At 41.1% G+C, this 18,570-nt stretch carries 18 protein-coding genes, 1 tRNA gene and 1 riboswitch; of the genes, 6 read left to right on the top strand and 13 right to left on the bottom strand.

From position 1 onward, the window contains the following. Nucleotides 1-339: 339 nt before the first annotated feature. On the bottom strand, nt 340-2,691 hold the full coding sequence (locus tag GSQ19_RS22910) for a tetratricopeptide repeat protein (RefSeq protein WP_011320136.1): 2,352 nt from the start codon (nt 2,689-2,691) through the stop codon (nt 340-342). A 391-nt stretch (nt 2,692-3,082) separates the two neighbouring features. On the opposite strand from GSQ19_RS22910, the gene GSQ19_RS22905 reads away from it, so the two are divergent. Next, on the top strand, nt 3,083-3,310 hold the full coding sequence (locus GSQ19_RS22905; protein ID WP_011320135.1) for a hypothetical protein: 228 nt from the start codon (nt 3,083-3,085) through the stop codon (nt 3,308-3,310). 1,165 nt (nt 3,311-4,475) lie between these two features. After that, nucleotides 4,476-4,624: riboswitch (cyclic di-AMP (ydaO/yuaA leader) on the top strand. A 152-nt stretch (nt 4,625-4,776) separates the two neighbouring features. Continuing rightward, nucleotides 4,777-6,054: a glycosyltransferase family 4 protein gene (locus GSQ19_RS22900; RefSeq protein ID WP_011320134.1), complete on the top strand. Its 1,278-nt coding sequence runs from the start codon at nt 4,777-4,779 to the stop codon at nt 6,052-6,054. Nucleotides 6,055-6,457: 403 nt separating this feature from the next. Here GSQ19_RS22900 and purB read toward each other — a convergent pair whose 3' ends face one another. The 3 genes from purB to GSQ19_RS22885 form a co-directional block, all read right to left on the bottom strand. Next, the gene (purB, locus tag GSQ19_RS22895; protein WP_011320133.1) at nt 6,458-7,753 is read right to left on the bottom strand and encodes an adenylosuccinate lyase; all 1,296 of its coding nucleotides are present in this window, start codon (nt 7,751-7,753) and stop codon (nt 6,458-6,460) included. 102 nt (nt 7,754-7,855) lie between these two features. Beyond that, entirely contained in the window at nt 7,856-8,374 is a 519-nt protein-coding gene (locus GSQ19_RS22890; protein WP_011320132.1) for a DUF421 domain-containing protein, read from the bottom strand. Nucleotides 8,375-8,427: 53 nt separating this feature from the next. Next, the gene (locus GSQ19_RS22885) at nt 8,428-9,327 is read right to left on the bottom strand and encodes a YihY/virulence factor BrkB family protein (protein ID WP_011320131.1); all 900 of its coding nucleotides are present in this window, start codon (nt 9,325-9,327) and stop codon (nt 8,428-8,430) included. Between the two features lie 222 nt (nt 9,328-9,549). Here GSQ19_RS22885 and cobW point away from each other — a divergent pair, with 222 nt between their 5' ends. Further along, nucleotides 9,550-10,590, top strand: coding sequence for a cobalamin biosynthesis protein CobW (gene cobW, locus GSQ19_RS22880; protein ID WP_011320130.1), 1,041 nt, complete (start codon nt 9,550-9,552; stop codon nt 10,588-10,590). Between the two features lie 97 nt (nt 10,591-10,687). After that, nucleotides 10,688-11,158 carry an ABA4-like family protein gene (locus tag GSQ19_RS22875; RefSeq protein WP_011320129.1) on the top strand — a complete coding sequence of 157 codons (471 nt, stop codon included), beginning with the start codon at nt 10,688-10,690 and terminating at the stop codon, nt 11,156-11,158. Nucleotides 11,159-11,237: 79 nt separating this feature from the next. Here the strand turns inward: GSQ19_RS22875 and GSQ19_RS22870 are convergent, their stop codons facing one another. The 5 genes from GSQ19_RS22870 to GSQ19_RS22850 all read right to left on the bottom strand — a co-directional run bounded on the left by GSQ19_RS22870 (nt 11,238) and on the right by GSQ19_RS22850 (nt 14,355). Then, the gene (locus GSQ19_RS22870; protein WP_011320128.1) at nt 11,238-11,456 is read right to left on the bottom strand and encodes a hypothetical protein; all 219 of its coding nucleotides are present in this window, start codon (nt 11,454-11,456) and stop codon (nt 11,238-11,240) included. Nucleotides 11,457-11,780: 324 nt separating this feature from the next. Then, complete coding sequence (locus tag GSQ19_RS22865) at nt 11,781-12,089, bottom strand: DUF3181 family protein (protein WP_011320127.1); 309 nt, start codon at nt 12,087-12,089, stop codon at nt 11,781-11,783. 119 nt (nt 12,090-12,208) lie between these two features. Further along, nucleotides 12,209-12,466 (bottom strand): hypothetical protein, encoded by a 258-nt coding sequence (locus GSQ19_RS22860; protein ID WP_011320126.1) that lies wholly within the window; start codon nt 12,464-12,466, stop codon nt 12,209-12,211. Nucleotides 12,467-12,777: 311 nt separating this feature from the next. Continuing rightward, nucleotides 12,778-13,161, bottom strand: coding sequence for a response regulator (locus tag GSQ19_RS22855; RefSeq protein ID WP_011320125.1), 384 nt, complete (start codon nt 13,159-13,161; stop codon nt 12,778-12,780). Nucleotides 13,162-13,167: 6 nt separating this feature from the next. After that, the gene (locus GSQ19_RS22850; RefSeq protein ID WP_011320124.1) at nt 13,168-14,355 is read right to left on the bottom strand and encodes a GAF domain-containing protein; all 1,188 of its coding nucleotides are present in this window, start codon (nt 14,353-14,355) and stop codon (nt 13,168-13,170) included. Between the two features lie 298 nt (nt 14,356-14,653). Here GSQ19_RS22850 and GSQ19_RS22845 point away from each other — a divergent pair, with 298 nt between their 5' ends. Continuing rightward, nucleotides 14,654-14,851 (top strand): DUF2795 domain-containing protein, encoded by a 198-nt coding sequence (locus GSQ19_RS22845; protein ID WP_011320123.1) that lies wholly within the window; start codon nt 14,654-14,656, stop codon nt 14,849-14,851. A gap of 1 nt (nt 14,852) precedes the next feature. Here GSQ19_RS22845 and moaC read toward each other — a convergent pair whose 3' ends face one another. Continuing rightward, nucleotides 14,853-15,359, bottom strand: a complete 507-nt coding sequence (gene moaC / locus GSQ19_RS22840) for a cyclic pyranopterin monophosphate synthase MoaC (protein WP_011320122.1) — start codon at nt 15,357-15,359, stop codon at nt 14,853-14,855. Nucleotides 15,360-15,396: 37 nt separating this feature from the next. On the opposite strand from moaC, the gene GSQ19_RS22835 reads away from it, so the two are divergent. After that, nucleotides 15,397-15,470 (top strand) — tRNA-Arg (locus GSQ19_RS22835). A gap of 51 nt (nt 15,471-15,521) precedes the next feature. Here GSQ19_RS22835 and GSQ19_RS22830 read toward each other — a convergent pair. The 3 genes from GSQ19_RS22830 to GSQ19_RS22820 form a co-directional block, all read right to left on the bottom strand. After that, on the bottom strand, nt 15,522-16,757 hold the full coding sequence (locus GSQ19_RS22830; protein WP_011320121.1) for an MFS transporter: 1,236 nt from the start codon (nt 16,755-16,757) through the stop codon (nt 15,522-15,524). A gap of 79 nt (nt 16,758-16,836) precedes the next feature. Beyond that, the gene (locus tag GSQ19_RS22825; RefSeq protein WP_011320120.1) at nt 16,837-17,850 is read right to left on the bottom strand and encodes a glycosyltransferase family 2 protein; all 1,014 of its coding nucleotides are present in this window, start codon (nt 17,848-17,850) and stop codon (nt 16,837-16,839) included. A gap of 14 nt (nt 17,851-17,864) precedes the next feature. Then, complete coding sequence (locus GSQ19_RS22820) at nt 17,865-18,569, bottom strand: C40 family peptidase (protein WP_011320119.1); 705 nt, start codon at nt 18,567-18,569, stop codon at nt 17,865-17,867. Nucleotide 18,570: the final 1 nt, after the last annotated feature.

Genomic DNA, 18,570 nt, shown 5'->3' with positions numbered 1-18,570 from the left:
ACCTCTCCCCAACCCCTCTCTCTTGAAAAGTTCTGTTCGGAGGAAACCTCCGCACCCTGCGGGAAGCAAGCTACAGACTTTTCGCTCCGACGCGGAGAGGGGCTTTAATTCCTACTCCCCTTCCCTTGTAGGGAAGGGGTCGGGGGTTAGGTCTGTATTTAACTTAATTGCAAACCCCTATATTTCGATATTATTTATCACGAAAAAGACTAATGTAGGTTGGGTGGAGGAACGGAACCCAACATTTTCAAGACTTTGTTGGGTTCCGCTATCGCTACACCCAACCTACTATTCTCTTAACTAACGCAAAGTCTCCACCCAACTTACATTGTTTTCCTACTAACTATTTTCTAAACGCATCATTGTTATTTGCACTTTTTCTACTTGCTTTGGTGCAGGTAGATCATTGAAAATAACGATCGCCTGATGAAATGTCTCTCTACTTTGGTTAACTTCGCCCATTCTCTGATAGGTCAACCCTAATTGGTAGTAGGCTTTGGCGAGATTGCATTTATCAGACACCTTGTTCATGTTGGCGATCGCTTCTAAATGTTTATCTATCGCCACTGTAAACTGTCCCTGTTCTCGATATAATGATGCTAAACAAGATGTAGCCCTTGCTTCCAAAAAACTAAACTGATTTTGACGACAATGGTTAATAGCTTGATGGCACATTAACAAAGCCTTATCTATTAAACCTAAATTTTTATAAGTCAAGCTGAGAAATAGTAAACTAGTGCCTATACCCCAGGAAGTTAATCTGTCGTGAGATAATCCGGCTTCTGCTTCTCGTAACATCAACGTTACGTTTTCATTATTGCCGACAGAAGAATCTAAATAAGCTAAACAACACAGAGAATAAACAACATATTGATAATAATTTCTGTCTGTTGCTGCTAGATTCTTGACGTAGTAAAAAATTTCACTTGCTTTGTCAATTTCCCATAAATCTGTGTAACAAAGACCCAAATTGAAACTACTGGAAATTCTCTCTTGCAGAAAGTTATTTTTTTCAGCAATTTTATTAGACTTGTAGTGGCATTCCAGAGCTAAGTTGATATTACCTATTTGGTGATAAGCTCGTCCCAATAGGTTATACAGTATATTCAAATGATAGTCGGAATGTAAATTATAAATGAGGGGATTAATCACAGAAATTAAGGTTTCCAATAAACCCAGTCGATTAAATAAAACTCCTAAAGATATACTGTGATCACACTTTTTGGGTCTACTACGAATAATCACATCAGCAGCTTGTTCATAATCCCCAATTTCCATATAGTGATGATAAGCTTCTAACGCCATCAAAGCATCTTGAGGGTTTTCTACTTGAGTAACGCTTTGATTCCAAAATTCCGCCGCTTGTTGATTAGCAATTTGCCATTCACCGCTTTGTTTTAATCTGGCGATCGCCTCTGTACAAATCACCGGATGTAACCAATATTTTCCTTTACGAAACTCTATCAATAAACGATCTGTTAGATATCTAACGACTCGCCTAGCTTGTTGTTCCGGCACATCCCAAAGTAAACATTGTAATCCCTGAACACTCACATGAGTAACATCTTGATAGCGATAGCATCCCAAACGACAAAGCAGCCGATATGCTTCGCTATCCATTTGTTCTAAACGGTCAAATTGACTAGCAACTAAATTTTTTAACTCTGGTTCAATTAATAAATCATGCTTATTTTCTCGCCAATAAATATCTGCATTTCCTTCAAAATCTGTAGTAATTGCGCCACTAATAATTTGCATGGCTTTGGCATTTCCACCGAAAGCTTTATACATTTCACTCAGTGCGGATGAATTAGATTTGATTTGACAACTAGTAAAAAACTTTTGCCAAGTACACTCATCCAAACCCCCCAGGGGATAGAAAGTCAAATCTACATCTGATTCATACAGACGCTCACGACTAGTAATCAAAGTGATAGATTGAATGCTAGGGTCTGCTAATACCCGTAACAGTTCCACATAGGAACGACGAGAAGCAATAATTTGACCATTTCTATCCAACGCAGACTCAAGATTATCAATTAAAACCCCTATCTTGCGCGTTTCATCCCGTAGCTTGCGCCGTAGCCTATCTAGATTAATACCAAACTCTTTACCTGGTTCCTCATTAAAATCAACCCTTAGCCATTCCTCAACCACACTCTCCACAGAAACGATATGTTGGCTTTCCTTAGCCATCCACAACTCTAGGAAATCAAAACCTTGCGCCTTAAAATATCGCCGCGCTAAGGTAGTTTTGCCAACACCGCCTTCACCTTGGATGAGGATAATTTTTGCACCTCGGACAACATAGCTATCAAGTTCGCCTATTTCGCGATCGCGCCCCACAAAGTTATAATCCAGTTCTTGTGACTTGCCATTATTGAGGACTGAATTTACAATAGGCGACATCTTTTGTAGCCGTTGAGATTGCCAAAGTCTCTGCACCACTGAAGAAAAGTTTGACTTTGAGACTTTTTCCCCTAAGACGTTCGTCAGTATTTGCCACAATTCCGCGCCAACTGCTTTTAAATGGGCTTCCGTATAACCACAAATATCCGCAATATTTTGATAAGTTTGTTTTCTATCCTCCCATAAATTACGTAGAATTATTCTTTGAGTAGTGCCTAAACGTTCCCCTGTTTTCCTATAAACCAAGCTATCCAAAAGCTCTAGAGCTTCTTCTGCACCCATCGATCGCCTGAATGTATCATTTGTGCTTAATTATAACCATATTTTTACGATTTCACTTTTGCTCGCAATACTACAAACTACTTTTTCCTACCCAGTAGGAAATAAGATGTCTTACTTTATCCAACTGCAAATTCTTGGAGACTGTATTACTCTTGTAATCAATACAGGCAAAGTTAAGTTAATTCTCAGGAGATACACGGTTGAGGATAGATGTTAGTGATCAAGCTGATATTTTTGGCGTACTCATTAACACAGATAACTAAATAAGTCTTCATTCCCAGAGAAGATTTATCTCAGTAGATTCCTATAGATAAGCGGTAAGCATTAACTAACTAGATTCTGTAGAGCGTGTAAATATTTATGTTCCTCTCCACCCTACAGGAGTTCCATTATGTTGAAGCATGAAGACACCATACTAGTTCGTTTAGTTGCTAAGTTCTTGAAATACTTTTTATTGATGCTGTTTGGAGTGGCGATCGCTTATGTGCTTTCCACAGCTTTAGGTGCCTTACACATCATCGATATACTGATTGCAGTATTGCAAACCGTGTTCTTTCCTCTGGGAGTAATCCTCTTATGTTTAATCACGATCATGGTAATTTTTGAATCTGTTCGTTAGTGATCCATTAAAACAATCGGCCATTAAGTTTTGTGACCGGGATTGAGACCCCGTCACAAAACCCGTCGCTTGATAAAAACTGGAGAATTGAACCCCCAAAATTGGTTAAAACAACCTCAAGAAATACTCATCACTGTTCATTTCTTCCAAGGTAATTTAGTACCCATTTCCGTCCATGCAGAAAAAATAAGATAGATGATAAGAAAGCCCACACCAGCAAAAAAAGTTAATAATTCGTGATCCATAGAATAAGTTGCGATATTTTCCAGCTTTATTTTAGAAGAAACTGCATATTTTAATTGTCTTGCCCATCATATATATTTCACAAATCAACTAAGAATCCTATTGACAACAAAAAAGTCCGCCTGAGCGGACTAGCGTAGAAGGGTCAAATGATCGAAATTGACTATGAGATTTTTAAATCCCTTCTTTATTGTTAGCAATTTAGTCTAGAAAATCAAGCATTGCAGTACAATACTTTAGACATAAATCCTGCAATTATGTCTTTTGATATATACTTTCTGCACAGATCAGATCATTGAGTAAATACTTCTTGATTTTTGTCAATACCCGCAAGGAGTATTTATACTGGTGAATTATTTAATATTATACTTTTTATAACACTAACTAGAAAAATTGTCTCAATATTGCCCGAATTATTGTTATGAGATATCTACTGATTTCAGATAAACGCCAGTCAGAACATAGGCTCATACCGTTAATGCTTGCGCTCATGAGTATTGTAGACATAACAGAGCATTGCCAAGACTTTCCGGGCATAATACCAATTCTCTATGAAGTTGCACCAAATAAATGATGTAGAGACGTTGCATGCAACGTCTCTACAGTCCAGAATCAAGCACATCTTCAATTAAGAAACGGTATAACTATCCTAAGATTGAGGTCGTTTTCAGCAGGCATAAGCCAAAATTTTCAAAAATATAGTCTAAGAAATATCTCTTTAGAAAGTTGAATAATCAAATATATCGCAGTTAATATTCTCAGTATAGAAAATACTTGTTCTTACAAAATATTGCCCTCTCCCAGCTAGGTTACAACGCTTTTTTAGAGGCGTGAGTAAACAAACTGGAAGCAATTCAAGACATTTTTTTCGTAAAAGCTATTGACTATAATGGCGATCGCCAGTAAAGTGTTAAGCAAATGTAAATCAGTCAGCCTAATCTTAATTGCCCCAAACATTGAGGCAATTAAAGAGCGGAGGAACCAAAATTGGGGCGTATTTTGGATTATCCAAAAAGGATATCTCTCAGTCCTAGCCCGTCAGCTAACTTCGTCGGCATTGAGAGGAGATTGAACGTACAGATTTTTCTATAATGTCTGTCGTCAGTGTCCTTGGCTGGTAGCTTTACGCTTCGTTTTACCCGCCCTCGACCAGAGGTATGGATACTTATGTCCTAAATTCTGGTGTCTGAGGAAGAAGTAGTTACCTTGAGGTGAAGCTCACTATGTTCCAAACTAAAAAACATCGGATTGCACTTATTTCTGTTTCTGGAGACCCAGCCGTTGAAATAGGTCAAGAAGAAGCTGGTGGTCAGAATGTATATGTTCGAGAAGTAGGCTATGCACTAGCCGAACAAGGTTGGCAAGTAGATATGTTCACTCGCCGTATCAGTCCCGACCAGGCTGAGATTGTCCAACATAGTCCTAACTGCCGTACTATCCGCTTACAAGCGGGGCCAGTTGAGTTTATCGGACGTGATTACGTATTTGATTATTTACCGGAATTCGTGGCTGAATTCCAACGCTTCCAAAAACGCCAAGGTTATAATTATCAACTCATTCACACAAACTACTGGTTGTCGTCTTGGGTAGGAATGCAACTGAAAAAGCAACAACCGTTGGTGTTGGTGCATACATATCACTCATTAGGGGCAATTAAATATCAAACAATCGCAGATATACCCGCAGTAGCTAATCAGCGATTAGCTATAGAAAAAGCTTGTTTAGAGACTGTAGACACAGTAGTTGCCACCAGCCCCCAAGAACGGCAACATATGCGCGCCCTAGTTTCTAAGAAGGGACGCATAGAGATGATTCCTTGCGGGACTGACATTAATAATTTTGGAAACATTGACAAGTCAGCAGCACGGGAAAAACTGGGAATTGCGCCTGATGCCAAGATGGTATTTTATGTAGGACGTTTTGATCCCCGTAAAGGCATAGAAACCCTAGTCAGAGCCGTTGCTCAGTCTAGCTTGAGAGGTGAAGCTAATCTCCAGTTAGTAATTGGTGGTGGTAGCCGTCCTGGTCAAAGCGATGGCAGAGAACGCGATCGCATTGCTAATATTGTGGCTGAACTAGGACTAAACGATTGCACCACCTTTGCTGGTCGCCTAGACCACGAAATCCTTCCCTTCTATTACGCTGCGGCTGATGTTTGCGTTGTCCCCAGCCACTATGAACCTTTCGGTTTAGTTGCTATTGAAGCGATGGCTAGCAAAACTCCTGTAGTAGCCAGTGATGTAGGTGGATTGCAATTTACAGTAGTACCAGAAGTCACAGGTTTACTTGCACCACCGCGAGACGAATCAGCTTTTGCTACAGCCATAGACCGCATCTTAGCCAACCCAACTTGGCGAGATCAGCTAGGTGCAGCCGCCCGTCAGCGAGTGGAAACTACTTTCAGCTGGGACGGTGTAGCATCTCAATTGAGTCAGCTATACACTCATTTATTAACTCAAAATGCGCCAGCAAGGAAGGAAAAAGAGGCTGTCGCAGCGTAGTTAGAGTTTGGTTGAACCTAACCCCAACCCCTTCCCTACAAGGGAAGGGGCTTAAATATAAATAGCCTGAACCATCTACGAAAAATCAGGTTTTAAAGCGTCTCTCCTTGCCGCTACGGTGTACACACAAGTCTGCTCAATCTTGTCCCATAACGTTTTGATCCCCCCTAACCCCCCTTAAAAAAGGGGGGAATTAGAATTAAAGTCCCCCTTTTGAAGGGGAATTTAGGGGGATCAAACCACATTTTGCACCCAGCACAAAGATGTGTGTACACCGTAGGTGTCTAGTGGAGAGGGGTTATTCCGAATCCATCAAACTCGCGCGTATTTAAGAAGTAGGGAGCAGGGAGAGGAACTTAGAGAAAGATTTCTTCCCCTTTTTCCCTGTACCCAATCCCCATTCCTAAATATCCAACCGGCGATAAACCTCATCCAAATGCTTGAGATGTTGCTGTGGGTCAAAACACACAGCAATTTCTGCTGGAGACAAATGTTGAGTGACACGGGAGTCGTTAATGATCAAGTCATGGAAATTGCCTTCCGGCTTATTCCAGGCAGTATGAGCATTTTGCTGAACGATCGCATAAGCTTCTTCTCGGCTGAGTCCTTTATCTACCAATGCCAGCAAAACTTTTTGGCTGAACACAACGCCACCATAGCAGTTGAGATTCCGCGCCATATTTTCTGGGTAGACTAACAGATTTTCCACCAAATTGGTGATTTCTATCAGCATAAAGTGGGTCAAAATGCAGGCATCTGGCAGAACTACTCGTTCCACTGAACTATGGGAAATGTCCCGTTCGTGCCACAGGGCAACATCCTCTAACACTGCGCCGGCATGACTCCTCACTAGCCGCGCCATCCCCGTCAGCCGTTCCGAACGGATGGGGTTGCGTTTATGTGGCATCGCACTAGAGCCTTTTTGTCCCTTCGAGAAAAATTCCTCTACTTCCAGAACGTCTGTTTTTTGTAGATTGCGAATTTCTACAGCAAAGCGTTCAATAGAGGCAGCAATCAAGGCTAACTGCTGCACAAAATCAGCATGAATATCGCGGGAAATGACTTGTGTAGAAGCTGTATCGGGTTTGAGTCCGAGTTTTTGACAAGCGATCGCCTCCACCCGTGGTTCAATATTAGCGTAGGTTCCCACCGCGCCAGAAATCTTACCCACGGCGATCGTTTCCCGCAAAATTGTCAGCCGTTGTTGGTGGCGTAACACTTCCGCCAACCAACCAGCCAATTTAAACCCAAAAGTAATTGGTTCAGCGTGAATACCATGCGATCGGCCAGCCATTACCGTGTAACGGTGTTCCCGTGCCTTTTGGCGAATCACCCCAATCAAGCCTTCCAGGCGTTGCGCCAACACATCCAAACTAGCAACCAGTTGTAAAGCTAAAGCTGTATCTAATACATCAGAGCTAGTTAAGCCCAAGTGAATGTAACGTCCAGCATCACCCACATACTCATTGACATTAGTCAAAAAGGCGATGACATCGTGACGGACTTCCGCCTCTATTTCCAGTACCCGTTGCGGATCAAAATTTGCCTTAGCTTTGATTTCCTCAACAGCAGCAGATGGAATATAACCCAATTCCGCTTGGGCTTCACAGACTGCAATTTCCACCTGAAGCCAGGTTTTTAGTTTATAAAAGTCAGTCCACAGGTTGCCCATTTCGGGCAGAGTATAACGCTCTATCAACGTTCGCGGCAGAATACAACTGTCATATTTTACCCCGCTTTGGTTGATAGTTGTCAGTTGATAGTTGTCAGTTGACAGTCATCAGTTAACAATTGTTACTCCCTATTCCCTAGCCACCAGTTTTGACTCCGATGTAATAATACTGATGCTACCGTCAGCTTCCATATACGCCAACTTGACATCGGCTAAAAATTCTACACCTTGCTGACGTAACTTGCTTTTCAACTCATCTTCTGTAATTAATTCTCGTTGCAAATGCCGTTCAATCGTCTTACCATTTTTTACTAACAGTAATGGTGGTGGATTTAAGAAACGTTGAACTATCGGAAGTTTATAACCTAACCAGTTAAGAAAATAGCTCCAAAAAATGACAGTTCCGACAAGAATTGCTCCTTCAGTAATCGATGTATAGTTACTTGCCATCGCATTTTGAGCAGCTTCAGCAAATAGCACAACTACGAGCAAATCCGTAATTCCTAAAGTTCCCATCTGTCTACTAGGCAGCAAGCGCAGCACAGAAAAAAGAGCCAAATAAACCAATGATCCCCGGATTACAAGCTCTAAAATACTGATACTAGGCACAAAAATAGCGTGCCAATTTATAGAAAACCAATTCATCATAATTCGTAATTTTTAATTGTTGATTCCCCTATCTTCTCTATGCCTTACCGTCTCTAATGCCGATTTCCCGAATTTGTATCATTTAAAGGCATAGCGTGACGAGTTGGAACAATACGTCTGCCGTATTTTCTGGCATAAACCTGGGTAAACTCAGCACCGAAAAAGAGAATTTGGGCAGTATAGTAAACCCAAGCTAAAATCAACACGACTGAACCAGCTGCGCCATAGGCTGAACCAAAACCAGCATTACCTAAATATTGTCCTAATAAAAATCTACCGATAGAAAATAAAATTGAGGTAAGAATTGCACCAACTAAAACATCATTCCAAGTAATTCTGACATCTGGTAAAACCTTGAAAATTAATGCAAACAGCAACGTAGTGATGGCAAAAGAAATAATAAAGTTAACCAATTGCCAAAGAAAATCTACACCCGGTAGTAAACCACCAAAATAATTAACTAGCGTTGATAATACAGTACTAATTACCAGAGAAACTAACAGCAAGAAGCCAATACCTAAAACCATGCCAAAAGATAAAAAACGCTGGCGAAAAATACCCTTGACACCGCGTCCTGGTTTTGGTTGTACTTCCCAAATGGTGTTGAGGGAGTCTTGTAACTCGATAAAAACACCAGTCGCACCCAATAATAAAAGAGCAATACTAATAAGAGAAGCTATCGTACCCGTCTTTGGCCTATCTACGTTTTGAATAGCAGTTTCAATAAACTCTGCCCCATCTCTACCTACTAAACCTTGAATTTGCTGCACAATTTCGCCCCTAGCAGCTTCTTCTCCAAATACTGCACCGGCGATCGCAATGACAATAATCAACAAAGGTGCGATAGAAAACACCGTATAGTAAGCTAATGCAGCTGCCAAACGTGAGGCTTTATCATCATTCCACTCTTGCAACGCCTCTTGAAAAAGTTGCCAAATCGCTTTTAAGTTCATTTCCTCATTCTCCCTTCTAGGAAGATGCCGATTCATCTCCTGATATATTTGATACTGATTTCCTTAGTAATGACATCTTTCCCTGGGTACTTATGAGTTTATCTTCAGGAGGAATTTGACAAATTTAACTCAGAAGCCTTGCCCGAATGGCAGATAATACAGATACAACCTAGACTTCTTAATTACGAATTACTCTCTTAATTTTGTTGATTTACTGAAATAATGGCTCAAAAAATTCCAGTCACCGTAATTACAGGCTTTTTAGGTAGTGGTAAAACCAGCCTCATTCGCCACCTACTGCAAAATAACGCAGGCCGACGCATAGCAGTTTTAGTCAACGAGTTTGGCGAACTTGGTATAGATGGCGACTTGTTAAAATCCTGCCAAGTTTGTCCCGAAGATGAGGATGGCGGGAGTAATATTTTTGAATTAACTAATGGCTGTTTATGCTGCACCGTCCAAGAAGAGTTTTTACCGACGATGCAGGAATTACTCAAACGAAGAGATAGCATAGACTGTATTGTGATTGAAACCTCTGGTTTAGCCTTACCCAAACCATTGGTAAAAGCTTTTCGCTGGCAAGAAATCCGCAACGCTGCAACTGTGGATGCAGTGGTAACAGTGGTAGATTGTGCGGCCGTTGCATCAGGAACCTTTGCCAGTGATTTAGAAGCGATCGCCATCCAACGCCAAGCCGATGATAGTCTAGAACATGAAACACCATTGCAAGAATTGTTTGAAGACCAGCTAGCTTGTGCAGATTTGGTAGTTTTAAGCAAAACTGATTTAGTTGATGCCGAAACAAAATCACAAGTCGAGGAATTAGTCAAGCAAGAACTCCCCAGAGTGGTGAAAATGGTGGAGAGCGATCGCGGTCAACTCGACCCATCTATACTATTAGGATTCCAAGCTGCCGTGGAAGACAACCTAGATAGTCGCCCCAGTCATCACGACACCGAAGAAGACCACGACCACGACGACGATATCACCTCAACTCACCTCATTTTAGACCGGGATTTTGACCCGGAAAAGTTGCAACAACAACTGCAAACACTGACCAACCAACAAGAAATTTACCGCATCAAAGGCTTTGTCGCCGTTCCCAACAAACCCATGCGCCTAGTTATGCAAGGCGTAGGTAACAGATTTGACAAATTTTACGACCGCCCTTGGCAACCACAAGAAGCCAGACAAACTCGTTTAGTTTTTATCGGTCGTGATTTAAATTCAACAGAAATAGAATCGCAACTGGTAGCTTTGTAATTTAGTAACAAATTGGTAATGGGTAACTGGTCATTGGTCATTGGTGATCGAGTATTACTCATTACCTATTCCCCATTACCTATTCCCCATTCCCCTAATGAACATCACACAACTATTTAACATCGCTAATGTTTTCGTCTTGCCATTTTGGGCATTAATGATTCTTCTCCCCAACTGGAAAGTCACACGGCGGGTAATGGAATCATATCTAATCTTTTTGCCCTTAGCTGGAGCATACCTGTATTTATTTATCACCAGCATTACTCCAGAAAATGCCCAAGCTTTATCTAATCCCCAATTAGCAGACATCGCTCGTTTCTTTGCCGACGAAACAGCAGCCGCAACTGGTTGGATTCATTTTCTGGTGATGGATTTATTTGTCGGTCGCTGGATATATTGGGAAGGGCAGAAAACAGGGATTTGGACAATTCATTCCTTAACACTTTGTTTATTTGCAGGCCCCTTAGGCGTTTTATCCCATATTTTTACTTACTGGATTACTAAAGCAATTTCTCCCAAATTATCAAGTAGTGATATAGCTAAATCACCAGAACAAGCTGCTTCTTAAATAGAGCGTTAATTACCCTGTTAATAGCCAAATATCCCCGATTTTTCTAAAAAATCGGGGATATTTTTTATCAAAAGAACTAAGAAGCTTTAGCTGTCCGGTAATTGGCATCTAACCAACAACGGGGAAGACTTTCGCCGGAAGGAAACACGAGATTTTCTTTTTTGAAAGAATCCGTATCTTGTTCTTCTTGACCTTCCTGATCCCGCCCATGAACAATGTCGATGTTTGGATCGATTAACTCTTGAATATCAACAACTTTCACTAAATCGCTAGTGTCTTTCGTTTGTAAAAGCATACAAGTATCCTCACTATTAACTATTTAATGGGGGAAAAGCTTAAATTACCAGAATCTTCTAATAATTTCCTAAAAAACATATACATTTCTTCTGGTGTTAGGGATTCAGATTTTATTTCATCAGGAATATAATATTGTCTAATATCGACAAAATAACGCGCAACAAAGCTGGGTATTAAATTTAGCTATGAAGCTTTTTTAATCAATTTCTCTGCTGTTTTTGCCAGAGTATATTCATGGTGAAATTTATCAGCAGCCATAATCTTCACCTCCTCAATAAAGGGGTGTAAAAAATGAAATGCTGCGATAATCTGAATTAAAGAATTATATTTCGCGTTGATATTTTTCTAAAATATCCACCAGACTTACCTGACATTGCAGTGGTAATAAATCAAATAAAGGTAATTCTCGCCTACCACCACCAATTTTTACAGGAATAGATTCTAGTACTTTGATAACTCTGTCTTCATTGACTGAGTTAGAAGTAATTAAGGGATATAACTGTTCAGCGACAACAGTATGCAGTTTGGCATCACCTAAATATAGATGCCATTTGGCAATATCTATATAAACACTTTCGCCAATTTCCGCCGCTAGGGCTTCTAGCAATTCTGTCGTATTAGTCTTAGCCATAAAAATCACCCCATATAAAAAAAGAGCGCGAACTCTCAGGCTAATAATCATTATCGCGCAATTTAACGGGTGAATGTACAGCCACAGGTTACAATTGCCCTAGCTTTAGCAGTCCGTCTTCAGGTGGATTTAGGCGGTGTAGGTGAATAGTTAGCGATCGCCGCAATATAAATTAGATGAGCTAACAATACAATCACCCAACCAGCCGTTAACAACGGTAGCCATTCCCATTTAGCTAAGGTGATGTTTTGAAAAAACCATAAACCAGAGTTAATCGTCGCCGCCACAGCTACATGGACAGCAAAGTTCATTCTGTCATCTAGCTTGCGGAATTCTGGGTCTTTGCGATCGGGTTTGCGAGGCCAACGAGGAGGCATAAATATTTGTTACAAATTTCAACACAACCTGATTATACTAAATCAACGGACAGAACAAGCCGAATTACTGTGAGAACAACAACGCCAATGTGCAGAACAGTTAGCAGCTTATTTGCGTAGTCTCGTTGACCCCGACAATCTCCCATAAAGCTGAAAGTAACTGAGTTATACCAATTTAAAAAAAGAATGCGACAAATAAACCATCTGTAGAGACGCGATGAATCGCGTCTTCACCCTCCGACAAATAAACCATCTGTAGATTCATCGCGTCTTCACCCAAGAATGTGTTGCAATCATTAATTGAATTGGTATTAGTTACGAGAGTGAGCGTAAGCAGACTCCACCATTTTCAGTAACGCGGGAATCTCATAGGGTTTATGAATAAAATGCTCCACCCCCAAGGATGAAGCTAATTCGTCCAAATAACCGTATGCTGTAGCTAAGACAACTGCTATGTGAATACCTTCTGCTTGTAGATATTGATACACTTCAACACCACTTAACTCTGGCATTCTATTATCTAAGATCAACAAATCCGGTTTCTCTTCAATTACTTTTTCTAGAGCTTCTTTGCCGTTACAAGCCTCGTAAACTTCCCAGCCTTCTTCCTGTAATACAAAAGAGAGCATCATTCGGCTATCTTCATCGTCATCAGCTATTAAAACTTTGCCTCTTGCTAAACTTTGATTGTTCATAAATTGTTAATTTTTTATTGGTATGGAAAAAATTAATGGAGTTGGTTCTAATGGATATGTATTTAAGGTTGCAATAGGCAGAAAACTCACTAGGACAACTTGGGAATTTGCCGCCCTCTGAGCAGCCACCTCTAGTGTTCCCCCTTTACCTGCTTTCTCGAAAGATTGCAAAAAATAACGTAACAAACGGCGTAACAGAGTTGCTGGTTCGGTAATAACTATAATTGGCTCTTGCCAGTTCGTCACAACCTCTATCTTGCGGATGTTAGCTTCTGTGGATAATAACTCCACAAAATCTTGGATGGTGTCAGTTAAGGAGATAGTTTCCACTGAACCAACATCACTAGAAGCTAAACTACGCCAAATTGCGGCATGGCGTTGAAATATCCGAATCGATTTTTCTGCTTGTTGCAGCAGATGTTTGGCATAATCTAGACGATTCACCGCCACCATCCGAGAGCTAACTTCCAATTTTAAGCGTGCAGCATGATGTGCTTGGATAATATCTTGACGCAATTCTTCTAATGGTTGATATTCCTCAGGATTAGAGGTTAGTACATGATGAATATCTTTTTTTAGGTTTGCTATTAGGAATTCTGCCTCGACAGCACGAGACGCACACAATAAAATTTCTTTGAGTCGTTGTCCTGCATCCTGACGTTGTGAGGAGATACTCAATACTCCGACAATTTCCTGTTTTTCATTACGCAAAGGGATACCCTGACAGGTAAAAGGATGGAAGCCTTCAATAAAATGCTCGCTGGCGATAATTTCTACATAATCTTCTTCTGCTAGGGGTGTACCGATGCCATTAGCGCCAGCTACACTTTCAGATAATAAAGAACCAGCAGCAGGAAAAGATTCTGAGTTGATAGTTTGTTCATCACCTGTTAAACCCAGCAAAATAGCTTGGCGATCGCCTAACATAACTGCATGAGGTTCTTTACCAGCTGCCTGGGATAAAATTTGGAAATAAGGACGCACAACATTGAGCAAATAACTCTGCTGCTCTACTAAACGTTCTGTCTCCAAACTTGAAAGTTTTTCCGCTTGTAACGAGTGAGGATTAGCTCCTTGCAGATGGGATCTTTCCCACGCTCGATAAACTGTTGAGCGTAATATATTCTTGGGTAGCGCTCCTGTACTTTTATATACACGCCCTGCTTCTAGTGGATCATTCTCTAAAATGAACATGATTTTGAAATTTTTAGAGCATTCCTATGTTAATCTCGTTTTATTTTATAGTTGACAAATAAAATATTACTGATCTAAAAAGTTTATTAAATAAAGTAACAAAGATGATTTCTCTTGAGAAAGCAGGAGTTATCTTTCGTTAAAGAAATCAATGCAAATATCTAAATATAATTAACTATACATCAACCAATTGAGTGACATTTAAGATATTGTAGATGAAAAATGATTCAGCTTTTTGATAGAGGGAGCTAACAAAACCACTGGTGAAGATGGTAATAATCTTTAGAGGTGGATAAAGATGGCTAAAGCTAACCCAGTGCAAATTCAAAAACACTTAAAAGGTATTGACTATCCTGCTAGTAAGCAAGAGCTAATTCAGCACGCTCAACAGCAGGGAGCCGATCAAAAAATAATTTCCCTGTTAGATCAATTACCAGAAGATGAGGAATATGAAAATCCCACAGATGTAAACAAAGCTATAGGTGAAATAGATTAAATTATGGTGCTGGTGGAAAATAATCTCCTGATTTTCCACCAGTTTTACTAACTAATCTAATTGATTCAATTTGCATCGATTTTTCTAGAGCTTTTGCCATATCATACAAAGTTAAAGCAGCAATAGAAACGGCAGTTAAAGCTTCCATTTCCACACCAGTTTCGGCTTTAGTTTTGACTGTGGCTCGTATTTGATAACCAGGAAGTTGGGGGTCTGGCGTAATCTCGACCGCAACTTTTTGTAATGGCAAAGGATGACACAGGGGAATCAAATTTGCTGTTTGTTTAGCAGCCATAATCCCGGCTAGTCTAGCAGTGGCTAAAACATCACCTTTAGGTGTGTTACCAGCTTGGATGGCGGCTAAAGTCGCTGGTAGCATCCGCACTTGAGCCTCAGCCACTGCTTGCCGAATCGTTTGTACTTTATCAGACACATCTACCATCTGTGCTTGTCCCTGGCCATCGAGATGAGTCAGATTTGCAGAATTTTTGGGAAAAGGGTCTTGCATAATTATGAAAAAGGGTGCTAGTATATATTTCTTGTAAGGGCGTGTAGCTCAGTGGACTAGAGCACGTGGCTACGGACCACGGTGTCGGGGGTTCGAATCCCTCCTCGCCCGTTTTAGAGATAAAAGCAGAGAAACATTTTCTCTGCTTTTATTTTTGCCTGACTAGTTACTATTATGCAGAGAATAGACATCTTGACCGCGACCCAGAGCAAACCGCAGGGAATTGCTCAAATTTTTACTCGATCTGGTCAGGAAAATTAGTAAGGCTAGGAAAGTTAAAGCAGTTGTATAGGCAAACATACTGCGATAGCCAGTCGCTTCAGCAATAAAACCTAAAATAGGGGCAGCGATCGCAATTCCTAAATCCAATCCAGCGATACAAATAGAGAAAATTCGTCCTCGCTCTTGTGGTAGCGAGCGGTCTGCCATCATCGTCGTAATCATCGAAATCATTGTTCCGCCGCCACAACCTTCAGCGATCGCTGCAATAGCGAAACTAATGGCACTGTTGGCTTGCCATAACAAGAAAGATGACAACATATAAGCCATGATACCGAAAGTAATAAACAAACCCCGACCGAAGCGATCGCTAGCTTTCCCTGCAAATACCCGTAAACTGAAACTACCAATGGCCGCGATCGTAAAAAATAGTCCGGCGTTAAATTCCACCCCTGTTGATTTAATAAACAGTGGTAAAAAAATATGCACAGCACCGATAGCTATACCAATGAGCAACATCACCAAAGTTGGCACTCTCACCCGTGGGCTACTTAAAAGTTGCCAGAAATTACTATCCTTTTCTGTTGCTTGGCGACCTTGTGGTACAGGTGGATTAGAAACTTGAATCGTTCCCAATAACCCCACAAAAGCCAATTCGGATGCTATTAAAAATAAAATTGGATAACCAATTGAAGCTTGTAGATAACCCCCTAAAGCCGGGCCAATTGCCAAGCCAATGGGAGCAGTGAGACTCATGTAACTGATGATTTCACCACGAATGGCTATAGGGGCTAAATCTGCTATTAAAGCACTGTAACCAGTGGTAAAAGCAGCAATGCTAATGCCATGAAAGACGCGCACCAGCATCAATAAAGGAATTGATTTAAATGCCAAATAGCCAAAGGGGGCAATTGTTGCCACTATTGTCCCAATTAATAACAGTAACTTCCGACCGTTTTGATCCGCCATTCGTCCCAGCATTGGGCGAAATACTAACAACCCAATAGCAAAACCACCCATCACAATGCCAATTTCTTGCTTGCTTCCTCCCACATCCTCAATATATAAGGGCAGAGTGGGCAAGAAAGTAGCAGTACTCGACCAGAACAATAAACCTGCCGTAAATAGAATCAGCAGGTTAAGCCGCAAGCTTGCGTCAAATGTATTAAAAGCTTTCAAGGCAGATGCAATTTAATGCTAAATGTTTTGTTAACAAAAAAATCAGAATTCTGATTTCTTCTTGATTAATATTTTTACCTTAGTTGCCATTTTTTGCTACAACTTCTCTCACACGATAAATTGGCCGGCCTTGGGATTCGTGGTATGTACGCATCAGTAACTCCGCCAAAAGACCAAAGCAGAATAACTGTACCCCCGTTACCAGTAATAGTACCGCCAAAATCAACAAAGGGCGATTGCCAATCATTTCACCTAAAGCCAACTTGACGAAAGTTAAGTAGATGCCTATACCTGTACCTAAAATCATGGAGATTAATCCTAACAGGCCAAAAACGTGCATTGGGCGCGTGAGGAACTTCTTCATGAAAGAGATAGTTAACAAATCCATGAGGACGCGAAACGTCCGCCAAATGCCGTATTTACTGCGGCCAAAGCGTCGGGCATGATGTCGTACAGGAATTTCTGTAATTCTTGCCCCTTCGATGTAAGCCAAAGCTGGTAAGAAGCGGTGCAGTTCCCCATACAGATTCATATCTGCCACTACTTCGGAGCGATAAGCTTTCAGAGAACAGCCATAATCGTGCAGTTTTACGCCGGTGATTTTGCCAATCAACCAGTTAGCAATTTTAGAAGGAAGTAACCGGGAGATAGCTGCATCCTGGCGTTGATGTCGCCAACCACTAACCAAGTCATAACCTTCCCCTAACTTTGCCAACAAAATCGGGATATCTTCTGGATCGTTTTGCAAATCAGCATCTAAGGTGACGATCGCCTCACCTAAAGCATAGTTAAATCCAGCTGCCATTGCCGCAGTTTGACCGTAATTGCGCCGCAAAATCACTGCTTTTAAGTCGGGACGGAGGCGCGCTTGTTCTTTGAGAAATGCGTCTGAACCATCGGTTGAGCCATCATCCACACAAATAATTTCATAACTTAACCCACTAGTAGATAAAGTAGATCCGATCGCTTCCAATAATAAAGGCAGACTTTCCACTTCGTCATGCACTGGAACCACCACGGAAACATTAGGAATAATGGCGGAAATACTTTCATTTCCTTCGTTCACCCTGGCCAAAATTACTCCATTCCTCATATTCCTCAGTTTCCTTAGTGTCTTTGTGGTTTGTAACTCTTAACAACTCTGCCGGCACCCCGTAGTTGCTGGTAATATGACCGACTTACCACATCTCCCTGTTCCGAGAGGATATCAATGCCAATACCATCGCGTCCTTGTGCTTTACCAGAACTATGGATATAACAACCATCTCCTAAATACAGCCCTACATGAGTAGCTTTTACAGGAGTGCCAAAAAATACTAGGTCACCCGGTGCTAATTCATCAATAGTAATTGCTTGGGTAAAAGCCTCTTGTTGATAAGCGTCTCTGGGTAGCCAAATCCCCACAGATACAAACGCCGCCTGCATTAAACCAGAACAATCATAATTCGGCCCGACCGTACCGCCCCAAAGATAGTAATTCGATTGCTGCATGGCTTTTTGGGTAAAAGCGATCGCCCCTGGTAGCAGTTTTTTAATTTCCGATTCCGAAAATGATTTAGCCTGATAAAGTACAGTAGCAGGTTTTAATAAACCCAAGTCTCCAAGGGATAGCCACCCTGGGTAGTCATCCTCACATAAACACACCTCAACTGCCGCACCTTGCTGATTTGATGTTACCTGCAAATGTCGCCCAACTGCGGCCTGAGTTGCCAAGCTGGTACATTCAGGAGAATCATATAAATTCAACGCAGCAAGACATTGGTATTCTCCCGATTTGGGGCTTTGGATGGACGATTCTAAATTAGAGAGCATT

The sequence above is a fragment of the Trichormus variabilis 0441 genome, assembly GCF_009856605.1.
GTDB classification, from domain to species: domain Bacteria; phylum Cyanobacteriota; class Cyanobacteriia; order Cyanobacteriales; family Nostocaceae; genus Trichormus; species Trichormus variabilis.
The sequence above is the reverse complement of the archived record's forward strand: the minus strand, read 5'-3'. Positions and strand labels throughout refer to the sequence as shown.